Below are 15,331 nucleotides of genomic sequence, written 5' to 3'. Positions count from 1 at the left end.
GATTATCTGCTCAGGGCGGTGGCCGGCGCACAGGCGTCCGCGGGGCTATCAGTCCAGCAGCCCGTGGAGCAACTCCGGGCGGCACTACACCCGCAGGGCACTATGGCCCGGCCACGAATTGGTGAGCCAGTCGGTGTCTGTGCGCACGTAGCGGGTCAGCGACTGAGAGGCGAACGCTCGGTCCGATTCCTCCGTCGCCTGGCGGGCGGCGGAAGGGAGTCAGACGACTGGCGAGAATCGGGCGGCTTCACATAAGGCACGTACGCGCCACATGACTTGACCGCCTTCCTCTTCTCCGGAATTCCCCAACTTCTCCCCCTGGGGAGGATCTTAGGCGCATCACCCCACCCCGCACAGGGGCAAGATCAGGGAAGGGGAACTGACAGTTCCCCTTACGCCGTATAATGCGAGTACGGTTGAAGGTTGAACCAAGATACAGGACGATCGGTCCGTTACAGCCCGACATTTCGCCCTGTTAGCCTTCCCAGCGGGGGAAAGCCGCCAAGAGGTCACCACAAGCTGTGACCTATATCTCAAGACCGACGAGCTATGCCTGAGACCAACTCCCCTGACCTCGCGCCGCGAACGACGATTACGCGGATCCTGCGCCATGCCCGGCGTCGCATCGACCCTCACGACATTCCGGGGGCCGCCGCGCTTCTGGGCCCACATAGCGGCCCCGGCCTCACGCAGGATGCGGTCGCCCAACTTCTCGGCGTGTCCACGAAGTGGTACCGGAACCTGGAACTGGGCAAACCCAGAACCTTCTCCAAGACGCTGCTGGAGCGGGTGCGCCGCATCCTCGCCCTGACCGAGGACGAGTGGGAGGCCGTCTGGCAGCTGACGTACGGCAGACCGGCACCCGACGCCGTCGAAGAGGCAGTGCCCACCCGAAGGCAAAGGCCAGTCCGCCAGACGCCTCCGCCGGCGGTGAAGCGGTTTATCGAATCGCAGCCCTGGCCCGCATATCTGCGGGACCGCCACTGGGAGGTCTCGCTCTTCAACCGTGCGGCGGGCCGCGATTTCCCGTGGATGCTCTACGGGACGAACGTGGCGGTCTGGGTTCTCACTTACCCGGAGGCTCGTACCCAACTCATCCGCTGGGAGGAGGACTGGGCGATTCCGATGATCGCCGAACTGCGGCTGGAGGCCGAGCGGCGGGGCAACGACCTCGGGCTTCAGGCTGTCATTCGGACGGTGCAGAATGACCCCGCAGCCCGCAGACTGTGGGATTCCCCCGACCTGCCAGCCGTCTCCCATCCCAGCGCCGCACAGCCTCGTGCGCTGTATCTGCCGCGACAGGGGACGAGGGAATTCCTGGTCAGTGTTCTGACGATGAGGGTCGAGGACATGCCGTCCTATCGGCTGACGGTCATCCTTCCGGCTCGGGACACACCGTCTGCGCCGGTATCAACACGAGCGGCAACGCTACGGGCGACAGAGGCGAAGCATTCTTCCTGACGGTGCTCTCCCTCAGTCCGTGTCGAGCCCTTCGGCCTTGCGGGCGCTATTGATGACAGCAGCGACCATTCGCATGCTGTCCACGGAAAGCTCGCCGGCGCGGGCGAAGACATCCTGAACGCCGGCTTTCTCCAGTACGTCCAGGAGTTTCAGTCCGGCCACGACGCGGTCCACATCCGCGCCGCTCATCTCCTTGGAGAAGTAGTCGTTCTGCACCCCGAAGTGGGCTGCCAGGAGTTCGACCGTCTTCAAGGTCGGGTTCTGCTTCGAGCCCTGTCTGAGCTGACGGATGGCGCTCTCCGAGATGCCGGTGGCGCTAGCCACCTCGGCAACGGTGTAGGGGCGGCCGGTTTTCGGGTTCTTGACGCCGGCGAACAGGGCGTTCAACCGTACCTTCACCCTGCCGGCCTCCAGAGGCACGTCCATGCCAGCACCGCTGGCTGTCTCCGACATGGCCGCTTCACCTCCGATCCCGGCACCGCTGCGCAGTGTACTCAAGTGCGGAATCCATATGCCACCCCACCCCGGGGCAGCACTTTAGTGTTGACAAGGCCCTGACGTCTCGCCGTAGAGTCGGCCCACCCGTCAACACTTAAGTGCTGAAACCCAGGTCAGAAGGGGTCTTCATGTTGGTCACCCGCTGCGAGGGGGCCGCGTCCGGGCCGTGCCGTGATCCGCACGCCCTGCACGCACGCTTCATCCCTCGTCACGCTGTGCAACTAGTACAGAGTTTAAGAGTCAAGCCTGGACCTTGACGCGGCTCCGTGCGTATGTTCGTCGTCCCCCGGGCCACCCGCCTGGGGCACCCGCGCACGCGAGGAACGCGGCGGGTACCGACCAACTCCCGCAGGTCCGCATACAGCGACGGCGCCCAGGAGCGGCTACTCCAGGACGCCGAACGCGTAGCGGCACGTACCGCCCTGGGGCGGGCCCGGCTGGGCCCGAAGGGGCGGAGATTGCCCACCATCACCACGCTGATCCCTTTCCACGGGGCGCGTCAGCGCGGCAACACTGCAAAGGGGATTCTTGCATGCCTCCCGCCCTGCGCAAAAGGCCCGGACATCCGGCCGGCGCGGCAGCCGCCTCCTCCTCGACACCCCACAGCGTCGTCACGCTCAGTGACAGCTCGGCGTCCCCGCAGCGACGCTCGAACCGTGCGGGCGGGGGTGGCCGATGAGTGTCAATGCCCGCGAGTGGGTGTGGGAGCACAGCTCCAGCCGGGGCACCGCACGGCTGGTCCTACTGTCGATCGCCGACCGGGTCGCGGACGACAAGTGCGTCGCCTGGGCCTCGGTGGCGAGCCTGGTGGAGCGGACGAACGCCTCCCGTACGGCGGTGCGGGACGCGCTGGTCGCGCTCGACAAGAGCGGCGAGCTGAAGGTCCTCAGCCACCTGGAGGGCCCGCAGCGCACCACGGTCTACCGGCTGCCCCGGGCTGCCGCGTGGCTGGCCAAGGTCGCCGCAGCACGGCGCGAGGACCCGGAGGCGTACGTCGAGCCTCCGACCGACTCCGACCCGGTGCCGGAGCTGGACGACGACGATGAGAAGGACCTGCGGCGGTACGGGATCTGGCCGAAGAAGGGTACGGAATCCGACCCCTCCCGCCGGAATCCGGCCGGTACGGAATCCGGCCCCTCCCGACGGAATCCGACCCCCCGACGGGCCGGAATCCGACCCCACCACGGTACGGAATCCGGCCCCCAGAACCGTAGAGAACTGAAGGTGAACCGTAAAGGCAGCAGTAGTGGTGCTGCCGTCACCTCGGCTACCGACTGGCAGGTCGACCCAGCCAGCCACACCTGGGCCCGCCAGCACGGTCACCTCGACCGCCTCGGCGAGGAGGGCCTGCGCGCCGCCGACGCCAAGTGGCGCGCCCACCGAGCCGGGCACGCACCCCGAGCGGCGGCTGCCTGGGCTGCCGACTGGCGGGCCTGGATCGCCCGAGAGCACGCTCCGGCCCGCCCGAACCTCTACGCCCTGCCCGGTGGCGGGTCCGCCCCGGCGGGCGGCATGACCCGCTCCGAGGCCCACACCGCCGCCCTCCTCGCCGCCCTCAACGAGCCGACGCCGACCGGAACGGAGTAGCCATGGACCGCCGCGAAATCGCCGCCCTGCTGGCCTACATCGGCCGACTCGACCCCCGCACCATCCGCACCGACCACGCCGAGGCCCGCGACCAGCTCGCCCAGTGGCACGAGCTGCTGGAGGACGTGCCGCTGGCCACGCCGCACGGCTGGGACGCCTGCGTCGTCGCCCGCCGACACATCCGCGTCTCGCCGTACCAGATCCTGCCGGCGGACATCGCCCGCCCGTGGGAGAGCTACAAGCGCGACCGCCTGCACCGGCACACCGACCCGATCCCGGTGGCCGACCCCGACGACCAGGCGGCCTGGACCGCCGAGCTGGTCGGCACCCGCCACGCCGTCGCCACCGGCACCGCACAGCCCGTGGCCTACCAGCAGCTCACCGAAGGCCGGACCAACCCCAGGCTGAAAGCCCGGCTGAAGCAGGTCGGCTCCTACATCCCGCCGGAGGCCCGCGCCGCCCTCGCGCCCTTCCGCCGCGCCCGCGCGGCCCACGAAGAGGCCCTCGCCCAGGGCCGACCCGACGCGCTGTCGGTGCCCTGCGACTGGTGCGAGGCACCGGTCGGCGAGCCCTGCCGCCGCCGTCGGATCGACCCCGACGGCTTCGCACGCGGCAGCGCACTTCGGGAGAAGCCGCACCCGGGCCGCAAGGACCTCGCCGCCACCCAGCACCGGCAGCAGACCGCGACGGCCTGACCGGCCCGCACGTGGTGCACCACCGCGTGGTGCACCACGTGCGACACCATCGTCCCGCCCCTGCCGCGGCGCCCCTGCCCGGTGCCACGGCAGGCGCCCGACGCCGCGTCCGCCCACCACCATCCCTCCGACCGGCCGACGCGGCAGCACACCGGAGACTTTCTTGCGCCACATCACCACCCACACCTCGCCGGCCACCGGCCTGCGCGGCATCGGCGACACCAGCTGGCAGCCCCACGGGGTGTGCCACGGCATGGACCCCGAGGACGCCGACGCCACCTTCTTCCCGCTGCCCCGCGACCACGAGGCCATCGCGGACGCCAAGGAGCTGTGCGGCCCGTGCCCGGTCCGCCGCGACTGCCTCAACTACGCCCTGGAGAACGACCTGAAGGAAGGCATCTGGGGCGGGCTGACGGAAGCAGAGCGCCGGCCCTGGCACGACGGACTGCCCCGCCGCCTCGACTACCGCCGCGTGGCCGCCTTCTTCAACGGCCGCGACGTCCACCTCACCGACGCCGAGCGGCAGGTCGTCATCGACCACGCCTACGTCCGCGGATGGCGCCCCGACCGGCTCGCCCCCGCCCTGCACATCAGCACCAAGCACGCCCGGGACCTGCTGCGGCAGGCCGCCAACAGGGTCTTCGACCGCGACCGCACCCTCGGCGTGCCCCGGCGGAAGAACCCCGTCAAGAAGACCACGGTGGCCCGGCGGCCCCGGCCCGCGACCGCACCGCCTTCCACGCAGCAGCCCTTGGCCCGCCCGGCGACGCCCACTCCGGCGCACGCCCCTGTCGGAAAGGCCGCATGACCCAGCACGTCCTGTCCCTCGGTGCCGGCACCGACCCCTCCCTCCTCCTCACTCTCGGCATCCCCGGCGCCGCCACCGCCCTGGCTCTGACCGGCTGGGCAGCCCGGCGGGCACGATGCTCGCAGAAACGATCCAGCAACAAGGCGGTGGTGGCCGCCGCCCTGGCCGCGCTCGGCTGCACCGCCTACAGCGCCGACACGTCCTGGCGCTTCGCCGCCGACTACCTCGACATAGCCGGCACCGCCGAACGCGCCGGCATGTTCGCCGCCGCCGAACTCGGCCTGTTCGCCACCGCCCTGATGGCTCGCCAGAACCTGACCACCCAGGGCTCACCCGGCATGCCGGGCACCCTGGTCTGGGTCATCAGCGGCGTGCAGGTCATCCCCGCCTACGCCGAGAGCGGGATCGTCGGCGGCACCGTCCGGGCCTTCGTCGGCCCCGTCATGGCAGGCATGCTCTGGCACCTGGCCATGGGCATCGAGCTGCGCCTGCGCACCCCCGGGGCCGCTTCCAAGGGCCTGGTCGCCACCCTCGGGCGGGAAGCACGCGAGCGGCTGCTGTCCCGTCTCGGGATCGCCACCCGGGACCGCGACGCGGCGCAGATCACCCGGGACCGCGCCACCATCCGCGCCGTGGACCTCGCCACCCGGCTCGCTGACCTCAGCACCGAGCAGCGGCAGAGCCGACGGGGCCGGCGCCTGACCCGACGGCTGTCGAAAGCGATCGGCCGGGCCTCGGTCGGCACCGACCCCGCCCAGCGCGCCGAACTGCTCGCCCAGCTCGCCGCCCGCCGCAACGCCCTCACTCTCGCCACGGTCCCGCTCTCCTCCCCCTGGTCCCCGGACCCGACCGGGGAGATGGCCACCGCGGTCCCCGCAGCAAACCCTCAGAGCAGCCCGGCCCCCGGCGGCGGTCCCCGCACTGACACCGGGGAGACCGGGGGCCGGGAACCGCAAGCTCAACAGGGACCGGACGGCGAAACCGCCAAGCAGCACGAGGGATCCCCACCCCACCACGCGGGGACCGACCACGGGGACCGGGGACCGGGGACCGACCACGGGGACCGGGGACCGGGGACCGACCACGGGGACCGGGGACCGGGGACCGACCACGGGGACCGGGGACCGGGGACCGACCAGTCCGGGACCGCAGCCGGGAACCGGCACAGCCAGCACCTGCGCCGGGCGCCGGGCTCGAAGGGTAAGGCGCGGGCGAAGCGAAGTGGCCGGTCCCGCGGCCCGCAAGCGCAGCGTCCGTCTCGCGCGCCCGAGGAGGACGTCGACCAGCTGGTCGAGCTGATCCGTCCTCACGTACCCGCCCTGCTCGACCGAGACGGCAACGACACCGTGACCCGAGTCCAGCTCCGCAAGATCCTGCGGGACCAGAACCTTCCCGGCATCCGAAACGAGCGCATGAGCCTGGTTCTGGCGGCTCTGCGCAGCCAGACCAGCACGACGGCAAGGAGTACCAGATGAGGACGTGCCCGCAGTTCGCGGCGATGCGCGCGGAGTACGAGCGGGAGATCAGCTATCTGAGCGCGCACTCCAAGCGGCATGCCGGCAGGTCGTCGGCGAAGGCCAGCGCGACGTATGCGACGTCGACCAAGGCGCGGATGGCCAGGGCGCTCAGCGGCCATGTCGCACGCTGCCCCGAGTGCGGCTGACCCGCCCATCCCGCGGGTCCCTTCCTTTGAACATTCGCGGTGGCCCGGCATACCGCCGGGCCACCGCCCGCGCACCGAAAGGCATCACGTGATTCCCCGTCCTGCTCCCGCGTCCCGGGACGTGGCCGCTGAGGCGGCGGCCTGGGCCACTGTGCTGGTTGGCCGGCACCTCGTCCACGCCATGGTGGGGCTGCCGACCGGCGGGTGGCTCGTCCAGCACGAGCCGCACGGTCCGGTCCGGCTCCTCGACGGACCGGCCGACGTCCTTGCCCTGGCCGCCGCCGTCCAGCGTCGGCTCCGCGCAGCGAGGCCCGAGAGCCGATGACGAACCCGACCGAGAACGGCTCCGCCCCGGAACCCGCTGATGACCCCAACTCGGTCTCGGGGCGAGCAAGTTATCGCAAGAGCATTGCTCCCGATGGGAGCAATGCTCTTGCCTGGCCCGCCCCTTCAGTGGCGGGAGGCGACCGACACCAGGGGGCGCCGGTCCACCAGGATGCGACCGAGGGCGGATCGCATCCTGAAGGGGAAACGCCACACGCCTGTCACACCGCGCACTGCGAGCACGCCGCGCCGCCGAAGCCGCACGTTCGCCAGCGCGAGCGCCTGCGCGACGAGCACAAGCGCATGCGTCAACCCAGCTGCCGCATGAATGACGACGAGTACCAGCTCCTCGTGCGCGCCGCGTCCGCCTGCCGCATGAGCGTCGCGGCCTTCCTCGCCCACGCCGCCCTGAAAGCCGCCCGTGATCTCGACCGCACCGCTGCCGAGATCGCCACCGAACGAGAAATGCTGACCGAGCTGTTCGCCGTGCGCCGACACCTCGGCCAGATCGGCAACAACCTCAACCAGGTGGCCAAGGCCACCAACGCCGGCGCCGATGTCCCGCACGCCCGCGCGGTCCTGGACGCCGTCCACCGCGCCGCCAAGCGGGTGGAGACCTTCACCCAGCACTACCTGGACACCGAGAACCACACCGCATGATCCCCAGAGTCCACAAGCGCGGCAAGCGCACCATCGGCTTGCTGTACTACCTCTACGGGCCCGGCACGCACGAGGAACACGTCGACCCGCACCTCGTGGCGGCCTGGGACAGCCTCACCCCAGACCCCGGCCGGGACCCGCAGGCCACCTACACCCAGTTGCAACAGCTCCTCGACCAGCCAGTCGATGCCCTCGCCCCCAGCCGCCGCCCGGCCAAGCACGTGTGGCACCTGTCGGTGCGCGCCGCACCCGAGGACCCCGTGCTGTCGGACGAGCAGTGGGGGCAGATCGCCCGGCGCATGGTCGCGGCCACCGGGATCGCCCTCGACGGCGACGACGCCGGCTGTCGCTGGGCCGCCGTCCGCCACGCCGACGACCACATCCACATCGTCGCCACCCTGGTCCGCGAGGACGGACGAAGGCCCCGTCTGCACAACGATGCAGGCCGGGCACAGGCCGAAGCCCGCCTGATCGAGGCCGAGTACGGCCTCAAACGGCTCAACACCGGCGACGGGACCGCTGCCCAGCGGCCCACCAGCGCCGAGCGGCACAAGGCCGCCCGGCAGGGCCGCGAACGCACCGCCCGCGAGGAACTGCGCGAGACGGTACGGCGCGCCGTGGCCGGCGCGGCGGGTGAGGAGGAGTTCTTCGACCGGCTGGCCGCCGCCGGCCTGCTCGTCCGCAAGCGCACCGCGCCCTCGGGTGACCTGCTCGGCTACAAGGTCGCCCTGCCTGATGACCGCAACAAGGACGGCGAGCCGGTGTTCTACCCCGGTGCGCGCCTGGCCCCGGACCTCTCCCTGCCCCGGATCCGGGAACGCTTCACCAGCGCCCTCGATGACGGCCAGGGCGTTACGCCCGTCGAGCCGCCCTCGCCTACGGGGCCAGGCGGCCCGTCCGCCGCCCGCCGCCGGACGGCTTCGGCGGCGTGGCAGGCGCTGATCGTCATCGAGCAGGAGGACGATGCGGTCGCCGCCGCGTACATCGCCTCGGCCGGCGAGGTCCTGGACGCGCTCGCGAAGACCTCCGCCGCGCACACCCGCGCGGAGCTGCGGGAGGCCGCCGTCGCCTTCGAGCGGGCTTCCAGGTCGCACGTGCGGGCCGAGCGCGGCCACGACCGGGCGTTGCGGCAGGCCGCCCGCGACCTCGTCCAGGGCGGTCCTGCACTCGGCCGCGGGGAGGACGGGGCGACCACCGCGATGGCGATCGACATGCTGTTCTTCCTTGTCACCGCCGCCCTCCACTGGCACGCGAAGAAGGGCCATGCCCAGCAGGCCGCCGCCGCCCGCCAGGCCGCCGAGCACCTTCGTGCCGCCTACCAGGCCGCCGCCGCCCAGCCGCTGGGCGCCCTCTATCAGCGCGGCCGGCGCTTGGGCCGCCCGCTTCTGCAGCGGCAGACGGCCGTCCTGCGCCAGGCCGTGCCCCAGCTGGCGGAGCAGATTCTGGCCGAGCCCGGCTGGTACGCGCTCGCCGCGACCCTCGCCGACGCCGAAGCCGCCGGTCATGATCCCGCCGCGCTCCTCGCCGGCGCGGCGGGGCGCAGGGAACTCGATACCGCCGAGTCCGTCAGCGACGTGCTGGTGTGGCGCCTGCGCCGCAGCTCCGACCTGCCCGCCGACACCAGCAACACGGTGTTCGCCGGCCGCCGTACCGGGCGCAGCGCCGGCCGCACCACCGGCCAGGCGCATACCCGGGCCGGATCCGGGCGCGGCCGGTGACTAGGGCTTTTGTGAGTTGAACGGGCCGGATCCTTGGGGGACGATCTTGACGCGAGCAGGACGAGACGCAGGAGGACGCCAGGGTGTTTCACCGGATACGACGCCGTAAGCAGGACCCGTTCGTCATCGAGGCGCGGCGCCAGCACCAGGAGATGTGGGAGATGGCGCAGCGCATGTCCTGTCCCCCGGCGCCGGCGCCGCAGGCCGGTCCGGTTCCCCCGCAGTCACAGGTTGATGCGGGGGCGTCGGAGCCGGTGGCCGAGGTGGACGACTTCCTTCCCCCAGAGCTGCGGGTGCCCAGCCACGACCAGGTCGACGGGTGGATGATGCCGTGGCCGTGGCCTCTCGTCCTGGACGGCGAGATCGTCACGTGCACCGGGTGCGGCGCCTACCGGGACTGGATCATCATGGCCACCCGCGCCCAGATCTGGCTGCGCTGCCGCGCCGGTCACCAGCAGCAGGAGAAGCGTCTGGACGTCGCCTGGTTCAACCAGCACTCCGGGCCGGCCGCCGACAACACGCTCTTCGCGTTCGAGGACTGCCTGCGCCATCTCGGCCACTGACCCCCGCCCCCCTACCGCCCCACCGGGCCCGCGGGCCCGCACTGCCCAACCGCCTCCCAGCACAAAAGGGGTCACCTCGTGCGCGTGCGCGTCACCACCACCGCCGCCGGTATCACCGCCGCCGCCCTCCTCGTCCTGCCCGCCTGCTCCTCCGACGTCGAAACGGCTCCTTCCGCCACGTCCTCCTCCGCCCGCGCCACCGGCCCGGCCGTGCCGGAGCCGGGCAGCAGCCCGCTGTCGTCGGCCGCGCTCACGGAGCGACTGCTCGCCGCCGGCGACCTGGGCAGCGGCTACACCCGCAAGCTCGAGCGTGCCGAGCACGACGACGACGTCACCGTGCTCGGCTGCCCCGCCCTTGACGACCTGGGCGGTGACGCGGCCACCGGAGGATCACTCGACTTCCCCCGCAAGGCGACGACCGCCTTCACCTACGCCGGCAGCGGCGACTCGGAAGTCTCCGAAGAGCTGTACAGCGACACCCCCGGCAAACTGTCCGACGGCATGGGGAGGATCTTCGACGCCATGACCGGATGCCTGAAGTACCAGATCCTCGTCGGCGGCTCCGCCATCGACATCGCCACCCGGAAGACGGCGCCGCCCCACCTCGGTGACGAGCAGTGGAGCCAGCTGCTGACCTTCTCCGCCGGCGGACACGACAGCGTGATGAAGCAGACCGCGATCCGCGACGGCAACGTCCTCGTCATCGTCTCCGGCTCCCCCGCCCTCGTCGACCGCCACCTCGACAAGGCCCTCGCCAAGGCCATATCGCGTTAACGTCCGCCGTCGAGGCGTCGCCGACTGCCCGTTGCGTGCGGGTATGCCAGAAGCCCGGCCATCCCCATCGGGATGGCCGGGCTTCTCGGTTCCGGGCCGGCAGGCACGGCCGGGCGCGTTAGATGGCCGGCGCGCGCAGGAGCCGGTCCCGGGTGCTGTCCGGGAGCACCCGGCGCAGGACTGGTGCGGTGGAGCTGACCGAGCGGGCGAAGGCCGCGACCAGGTCGTCGGGGACGCTGGAGCTGAAGGATGCCGCCCACAGGCACCGCCCGCCGAGCACCGGCTCGGACCACGCCTGCCACCCGTCCAGCTCCTCGCCCACCTCGCGGGTGAGGGTCTGCGGGTCGCCGTCCTGGATGAGAGGCGGCACCGTGCCGTAGCTGATGTGGCTGGTGAAGGTCGCGTCCATCGCCCCCGCATGCGGCTGGTCGATGTCGAGAAGCCACCCGTGCCCGGTAACCGCCTCAAGGACCAGCTCCCTGCCGCCGGACGGCGCTGCGGGGTGCCGGCGTGCGTCGAGCGCGACGAGGAAGTCGGCGACGGCCTCCCCGGGGACATCCGAGGTGAAGTACGCGGACCACTGCGCGAGCGGACTGTTCGCGTCCGTGCGCGCGCAGACGTGCCAGGCGATCGGCAGGTCTCCGAGCAGGAACGGCTCGTCCGCCAAGACCCACTGGGCCCACCGGAGGGTGTCGGGGCTCAGGTGCAGGACGATGCTGCGCACAACCTGCCGGTTCTCCGGTTCCTCGTCCGGCTCCTGCCGGCCGCGGACCATCGTCAGGCTCGTCCAGCCCAGAGTGGAGAGGGTGTCGGCGACGGTGTCGTAGAGGCGGCCGTCGTCGCCGGCCAGGTGGCGGGGGCCGACCCAGCAGGCCGCCGGGAACTGGTTGTGGGCGGCGGGGTCGAGCGGGGCGTCGGGGTTCAGGGGCACCTCCAGGGGTGAGGGGATTTACTGGCCGCCGCGGGCGGTGCGGCGGGCACGACGCGGTGGCGGCTGAACGGGAGACTGCCAGGCCAGTTTTACGGCGATCTCGGGCGGCAGGGCACCGAGCTGGCTGTGCTCATTACCTCCCTCGGCGAGATAGACGACCGTCTTCCCGGTCGCGTCCATGGCCTGGATGACCTGAGCGAGCCGGTGCTCCATCGGGAAGAAGGGATTCAGCGCCTGCCGAACCGGCGCATCACGCTCACAGGCGGACAGCAGGTCGATGAGATCCTGGACGGTCATTTCCGCGGACGACACGGAAGCCTCCTCACGAGGGAAAGAGGCGGATACGACGCTCGGCCAGATGAACCGTCGGTCAAACAGGAAGGCGCCTGCACGGAGCAGAGCACGGCGCGGAGACAACGCCCTCCGCAGTCTCGGCCTCAAAGGCCATCCACTCCCCGACCCGACCGCGGTGGCATGCCGCCCTTAGCGGCTGACGTCGGACGCCGATCCCTTCCTGACCTGGGCTTTTCCGGGGAGGTCGTCTACCTTGACATGCCCCGGACGCGTTGGCCAGTCTTTCGCGGATCTTTCCTGTCTGCCCCGGGTGAACTGCTATACACCGCCGTTGTGCAGGGTTCAGGATTTCGCGGCACAGTCTCAGCCGCAATGGCACCGCTTTGGCACTTGTGCCATCCATATGAGATTCGCAGGTCGAGTGCCTCGCCTGTTGGGGTGACTCTGCACGAGGTTGGCATCGTCGCGGATGCTGCGCTGCCACCGTGGTCATCAGGGCGGTTACTGGGGGCGCGATGGACGGCACAAGTGCTTTTGTAAGTTTCCGATGCCGGGACGGTGGGTGCGTCGCGGATCAGGCGTGGCGATCGGTCCCGCTGGATCGCCTGGCCAAGGCAGCCCCGTGGCGTACATTCCGGTCGTACCGAGGGCAACAGCACTTCTCCGGTGTCTACTGGTCGGCCACGTTACGTGATCACGTGATCTACGAGAGTCGTCTGGAATTGGCGAGGCTTCTCTTCGCCGATTTCGACCCGTCCGTGTGGGGCATCGTCGCGCAGCCGTTCCTGATGAGGGTCGAGGTGGACGGTAAGGTTCGCAGACACGTTCCGGACTTCCTGCTGATGACAAGGGACGGTCCGAAGGTCGTAGAGGTGAAGTCCCTCCGTAGGCTGAGTGAGCCGACTGTGGGCTTCACCTTCGGATGGACCCGGCAACTGGTGGCAGCCCGAGGGTGGCCCTACGAGGTGTGGAGCGAACCGCCACAGGCACGACTGGAGAACATCCGCTTCCTCGCTGGCTACCGCAGGCCCTGGTTGTTCCGCACCGACCTGCTGGAGGCAGTTTCCGGAGCCGGCCTGGACGGAGTGCTCCTAGTACTGCAACGGTGTTTGTGCTGAGTGCTGGCCAGGTCAAGGGCTGTGTCCGCGTCGTTTGTAGTGGCTGGTGCGGGCTTGGTGTTGGCGTCGTCGGCGCCAGGTCGACCAGTGCAGGACGTGGCCGACCGGGGTGGGACGGCGGCTGGTGAGGCGGGTGATCAGCCGTCGGATTTCGGCGAGGCTGAGGTGGATGAGCTGGGAGGATCCGTTTCTGCTTTCTCCGTGTCCAGCTGTCGGGCCCGCAGGACGGTCAGGCATGCATGGGCGGCCATGGCCAGGGTCATGTGGCGGTGCCAGCCGGGGTAGCGGCGGACCTGGTAGTCGTCCAGGCCGCATTCCTGCTTGGCGGTCTGGAAGCATTCCTCAACAGCCCAGCGGCTACCCGCGACGCGGATCAGCTCGTCCAGTGTGGTGTCGGCGGGGCAGTAGGCGATGTAGTAGGAGATCTCCTCGGGTCGGCTGACGCTGCGGCGTGCGATCACCCAGTGCCGGCGGTCCTCGCGGTGCCAGGGCCTGACCTCGACGCGGGCCCAGTCGTAGATCCGCCGGCCGTGTGCCCCTTCGCCGCAGGAACGACGCTTCCACTTCTGCCGCGGCAGGCCGGGGAACAGGTCGTGGACGGGATGGTCGAGTGCCCAGCGCGTGACGACGGTGTCGTGCCGGGTGGTGGCCATGACATGGAAGACATCGGCCTGCTCGAGCTCGAAGCGCCAGCCCTTGCTGAAGCCGTAGGCGGCATCCGCCGTCACCCAGGTGAACGGGATCCGGTCCGCGATGGCCTTGTGGACCATCGCCTTGGCCATGGCCACCTTCGTCTCGAAGGCGACTTCGTCGCCGATGCCGGCCCGTCGGCAGCGTTCCCGGTCGTCCGTCCACGACGTGGGCAGATACAGCCGCCGGTCGATCAGCGTGCGGCCGCGGCCGGTGGCGTAGGCGAGGAACACACCGATCTGGCAGTTCTCGGTCCGGCCGGCGGTTCCGGAGTATTGCCTTTGCACCCCGGCCGACCGCAGGCCCTTCTTCAGGAAGCCGGTGTCGTCGATGATCAGCACGGCGTCTCGGTCGCCGAGGTGTTCCACGACGTAGTCGCGTACGTCGTCCAGGACCTCGTCGGCATCCCACTCGATCCGGTTCAGCAACCGGTGGATGCGATCGGGACCCTCGTGCCCGGCTTCCTCCGCCAGCGTCCAGCCGTTCTTCCGCTCCAGCGGTGCGACCAAGCCTCGCATGTAAGCGAGCGCCGACTGACGCGGTTCTTCCCTGTTGAACCGGTGCACGAACCGGTCATGCACAGCGTCCAGTTCACCGGCCCACAGCCTGACATCAGCAAGGTCCCCACCCATAACCACACCAACGACTGAGCTGGCCATCAGTCACGGCAAGCACCGTTGCAGTACTAGGAGTTGTCGTCAAATGTCACGCCCACATCAGCAGCGATGCGAGGGTGACGGCTGCTTGGTAGGACTCGGCGGTCTTGTCGTAGCGGGTGGCGATGCCGCGCCACTGCTTGAGGCGGTTGAAGCACCGTTCGACGACGTTGCGCCGCTTGTAGACCTGCTTGTCGAAGGCCGGCGGGCGACCGCCCTGACTGCCGCGCCGGAGCCGGTTGCGCACCTGATCGGACCGTTCCGGGATGGTGTGCTGGATGTTCCGTCGCCGCAGCCAGCCCCGTATGGCCTTGGAACTGTAGCCCTTGTCGCCGATGACGTGGTCGGGTCGCACCCGGGGCCGTCCGGGCCCGAGACGGGACACCCGGATCGCCTTCATCACGGCGGTGAACTGGGTGCAGTCGTTGGTGTTGCCGCCGGTGACGGTAAAGGCGAGCGGGCGGCCGGCACCGTCGCAGGCCAGGTGGATCTTGCTGGTCAGGCCGCCTCTGGACCGGCCGAGCCCCGGGATGCGGAACCCCCTTTTCGCGCTCCGGCCGCGTGCTGGTGGGCCCGGACGATCGTGGAGTCGACCGACACCAGCCACTCGATGTCCCCGGCCGCGTCGGCCCTGGCCTGGGCGGCCCGGAGCATCCGCTCGAAGGTGCCGTCCCCGGCCCACCGGCGGAAGCGGGTATGCAGCGTGGCCCAGGAGCCGTACCGCTCGGGCACGTCCCGCCAGGCCGTTCCGGTCCGGAACTTCCACACGATCCCGTTGAGGACCATCCGGTCGTCCAACCGCCTGCGGCCCCGCTCGGACCGGGGCAGCAGCGGCCGGACGAACTCCCACTCGGCATCGGACAGCTCATGACGACATATCACCCGACCATG

The 15,331-nt window shown here is 70.4% G+C and carries 16 protein-coding genes; 11 read left to right on the top strand and 5 right to left on the bottom strand.

Annotation, left to right across the window (positions count from 1 at the left end):
- The first annotated feature begins 549 nt into the window (after positions 1-549).
- A complete protein-coding gene (locus HB370_RS38295; protein WP_051816314.1) occupies positions 550-1,461 on the top strand; it encodes a helix-turn-helix domain-containing protein in 912 nt (303 codons plus the stop codon).
- A gap of 12 nt (positions 1,462-1,473) precedes the next feature.
- Here HB370_RS38295 and HB370_RS38290 read toward each other — a convergent pair whose 3' ends face one another.
- Positions 1,474-1,914 carry a helix-turn-helix transcriptional regulator gene (locus HB370_RS38290; RefSeq protein ID WP_030795079.1) on the bottom strand — a complete coding sequence of 147 codons (441 nt, stop codon included), beginning with the start codon at positions 1,912-1,914 and terminating at the stop codon, positions 1,474-1,476.
- A gap of 720 nt (positions 1,915-2,634) precedes the next feature.
- On the opposite strand from HB370_RS38290, the gene HB370_RS38285 reads away from it, so the two are divergent.
- The 9 genes from HB370_RS38285 to HB370_RS38245 all read left to right on the top strand — a co-directional run bounded on the left by HB370_RS38285 (position 2,635) and on the right by HB370_RS38245 (position 10,751).
- Positions 2,635-3,546, top strand: a complete 912-nt coding sequence (locus HB370_RS38285) for a DNA-binding protein (protein ID WP_030795076.1) — start codon at positions 2,635-2,637, stop codon at positions 3,544-3,546.
- A 2-nt stretch (positions 3,547-3,548) separates the two neighbouring features.
- Entirely contained in the window at positions 3,549-4,241 is a 693-nt protein-coding gene (locus tag HB370_RS38280) for a hypothetical protein (RefSeq protein WP_030795073.1), read from the top strand.
- 163 nt (positions 4,242-4,404) lie between these two features.
- The gene (locus HB370_RS38275; protein WP_030795070.1) at positions 4,405-5,049 is read left to right on the top strand and encodes a WhiB family transcriptional regulator; all 645 of its coding nucleotides are present in this window, start codon (positions 4,405-4,407) and stop codon (positions 5,047-5,049) included.
- A complete protein-coding gene (locus HB370_RS38270; RefSeq protein WP_167513088.1) occupies positions 5,046-6,524 on the top strand; it encodes a hypothetical protein in 1,479 nt (492 codons plus the stop codon). The genes HB370_RS38275 and HB370_RS38270 overlap by 4 nt, the downstream gene beginning before the upstream one ends.
- The gene (locus HB370_RS38265) at positions 6,521-6,712 is read left to right on the top strand and encodes a hypothetical protein (protein WP_030795064.1); all 192 of its coding nucleotides are present in this window, start codon (positions 6,521-6,523) and stop codon (positions 6,710-6,712) included. Before HB370_RS38270 ends, HB370_RS38265 begins: the two co-directional genes overlap by 4 nt.
- A gap of 648 nt (positions 6,713-7,360) precedes the next feature.
- A complete protein-coding gene (mobC, locus tag HB370_RS42260) occupies positions 7,361-7,696 on the top strand; it encodes a plasmid mobilization relaxosome protein MobC (RefSeq protein ID WP_037703473.1) in 336 nt (111 codons plus the stop codon).
- Complete coding sequence (locus HB370_RS38255; RefSeq protein WP_030795053.1) at positions 7,693-9,414, top strand: relaxase/mobilization nuclease domain-containing protein; 1,722 nt, start codon at positions 7,693-7,695, stop codon at positions 9,412-9,414. Before mobC ends, HB370_RS38255 begins: the two co-directional genes overlap by 4 nt.
- Positions 9,415-9,497: 83 nt before the next feature.
- A complete protein-coding gene (locus tag HB370_RS38250) occupies positions 9,498-9,977 on the top strand; it encodes a hypothetical protein (protein ID WP_030795050.1) in 480 nt (159 codons plus the stop codon).
- 78 nt (positions 9,978-10,055) lie between these two features.
- The gene (locus HB370_RS38245) at positions 10,056-10,751 is read left to right on the top strand and encodes a hypothetical protein (RefSeq protein ID WP_030795047.1); all 696 of its coding nucleotides are present in this window, start codon (positions 10,056-10,058) and stop codon (positions 10,749-10,751) included.
- A gap of 118 nt (positions 10,752-10,869) precedes the next feature.
- On the opposite strand, the gene HB370_RS38240 is transcribed toward HB370_RS38245, so the two are convergent.
- Positions 10,870-11,688 carry a DUF317 domain-containing protein gene (locus HB370_RS38240; RefSeq protein ID WP_030795044.1) on the bottom strand — a complete coding sequence of 273 codons (819 nt, stop codon included), beginning with the start codon at positions 11,686-11,688 and terminating at the stop codon, positions 10,870-10,872.
- 12 nt (positions 11,689-11,700) lie between these two features.
- Positions 11,701-11,994 (bottom strand): hypothetical protein, encoded by a 294-nt coding sequence (locus HB370_RS38235; RefSeq protein ID WP_030795042.1) that lies wholly within the window; start codon positions 11,992-11,994, stop codon positions 11,701-11,703.
- A gap of 497 nt (positions 11,995-12,491) precedes the next feature.
- Here HB370_RS38235 and HB370_RS38230 point away from each other — a divergent pair, with 497 nt between their 5' ends.
- Complete coding sequence (locus HB370_RS38230; RefSeq protein ID WP_157855693.1) at positions 12,492-13,094, top strand: TnsA-like heteromeric transposase endonuclease subunit; 603 nt, start codon at positions 12,492-12,494, stop codon at positions 13,092-13,094.
- A 137-nt stretch (positions 13,095-13,231) separates the two neighbouring features.
- Here HB370_RS38230 and HB370_RS38225 read toward each other — a convergent pair whose 3' ends face one another.
- On the bottom strand, positions 13,232-14,416 hold the full coding sequence (locus HB370_RS38225; protein ID WP_037703471.1) for an IS701 family transposase: 1,185 nt from the start codon (positions 14,414-14,416) through the stop codon (positions 13,232-13,234).
- Positions 14,417-14,489: 73 nt separating this feature from the next.
- Positions 14,490-15,319, bottom strand: a protein-coding gene (locus HB370_RS38220) for an IS5 family transposase (protein WP_244406078.1) whose coding sequence is annotated in 2 segments (ribosomal slippage) — positions 14,490-14,989 and positions 14,989-15,319 — 831 coding nt in all. Because the reading frame shifts where the segments join, the coding sequence is not laid out codon by codon here.
- Positions 15,320-15,331 lie beyond the last annotated feature (12 nt).

This window comes from Streptomyces sp. DSM 40868, from assembly GCF_011820545.1.
Taxonomy (GTDB): Bacteria; Actinomycetota; Actinomycetes; order Streptomycetales; family Streptomycetaceae; genus Streptomyces; species Streptomyces eurythermus.
This window is presented reverse-complemented; position numbering and strand designations above follow the sequence as displayed.

Excerpts from the sequence above, each read along its gene's own strand:
- HB370_RS38295 (WP_051816314.1), top strand. The coding sequence starts at position 550 with ATGCCTGAGACCAACTCCCCTGACCTCGCGCCGCGAACGACGATTACG.
- HB370_RS38290 (WP_030795079.1), bottom strand. The coding sequence starts at position 1,914 with ATGTCGGAGACAGCCAGCGGTGCTGGCATGGACGTGCCTCTGGAGGCC.
- HB370_RS38285 (WP_030795076.1), top strand. The coding sequence starts at position 2,635 with ATGAGTGTCAATGCCCGCGAGTGGGTGTGGGAGCACAGCTCCAGCCGG.
- HB370_RS38280 (WP_030795073.1), top strand. The coding sequence starts at position 3,549 with ATGGACCGCCGCGAAATCGCCGCCCTGCTGGCCTACATCGGCCGACTC.
- HB370_RS38270 (WP_167513088.1), top strand. The coding sequence starts at position 5,046 with ATGACCCAGCACGTCCTGTCCCTCGGTGCCGGCACCGACCCCTCCCTC.
- HB370_RS38265 (WP_030795064.1), top strand. The coding sequence starts at position 6,521 with ATGAGGACGTGCCCGCAGTTCGCGGCGATGCGCGCGGAGTACGAGCGG.
- mobC (WP_037703473.1), top strand. The coding sequence starts at position 7,361 with ATGAATGACGACGAGTACCAGCTCCTCGTGCGCGCCGCGTCCGCCTGC.
- HB370_RS38255 (WP_030795053.1), top strand. The coding sequence starts at position 7,693 with ATGATCCCCAGAGTCCACAAGCGCGGCAAGCGCACCATCGGCTTGCTG.
- HB370_RS38230 (WP_157855693.1), top strand. The coding sequence starts at position 12,492 with ATGGACGGCACAAGTGCTTTTGTAAGTTTCCGATGCCGGGACGGTGGG.
- HB370_RS38225 (WP_037703471.1), bottom strand. The coding sequence starts at position 14,416 with ATGGGTGGGGACCTTGCTGATGTCAGGCTGTGGGCCGGTGAACTGGAC.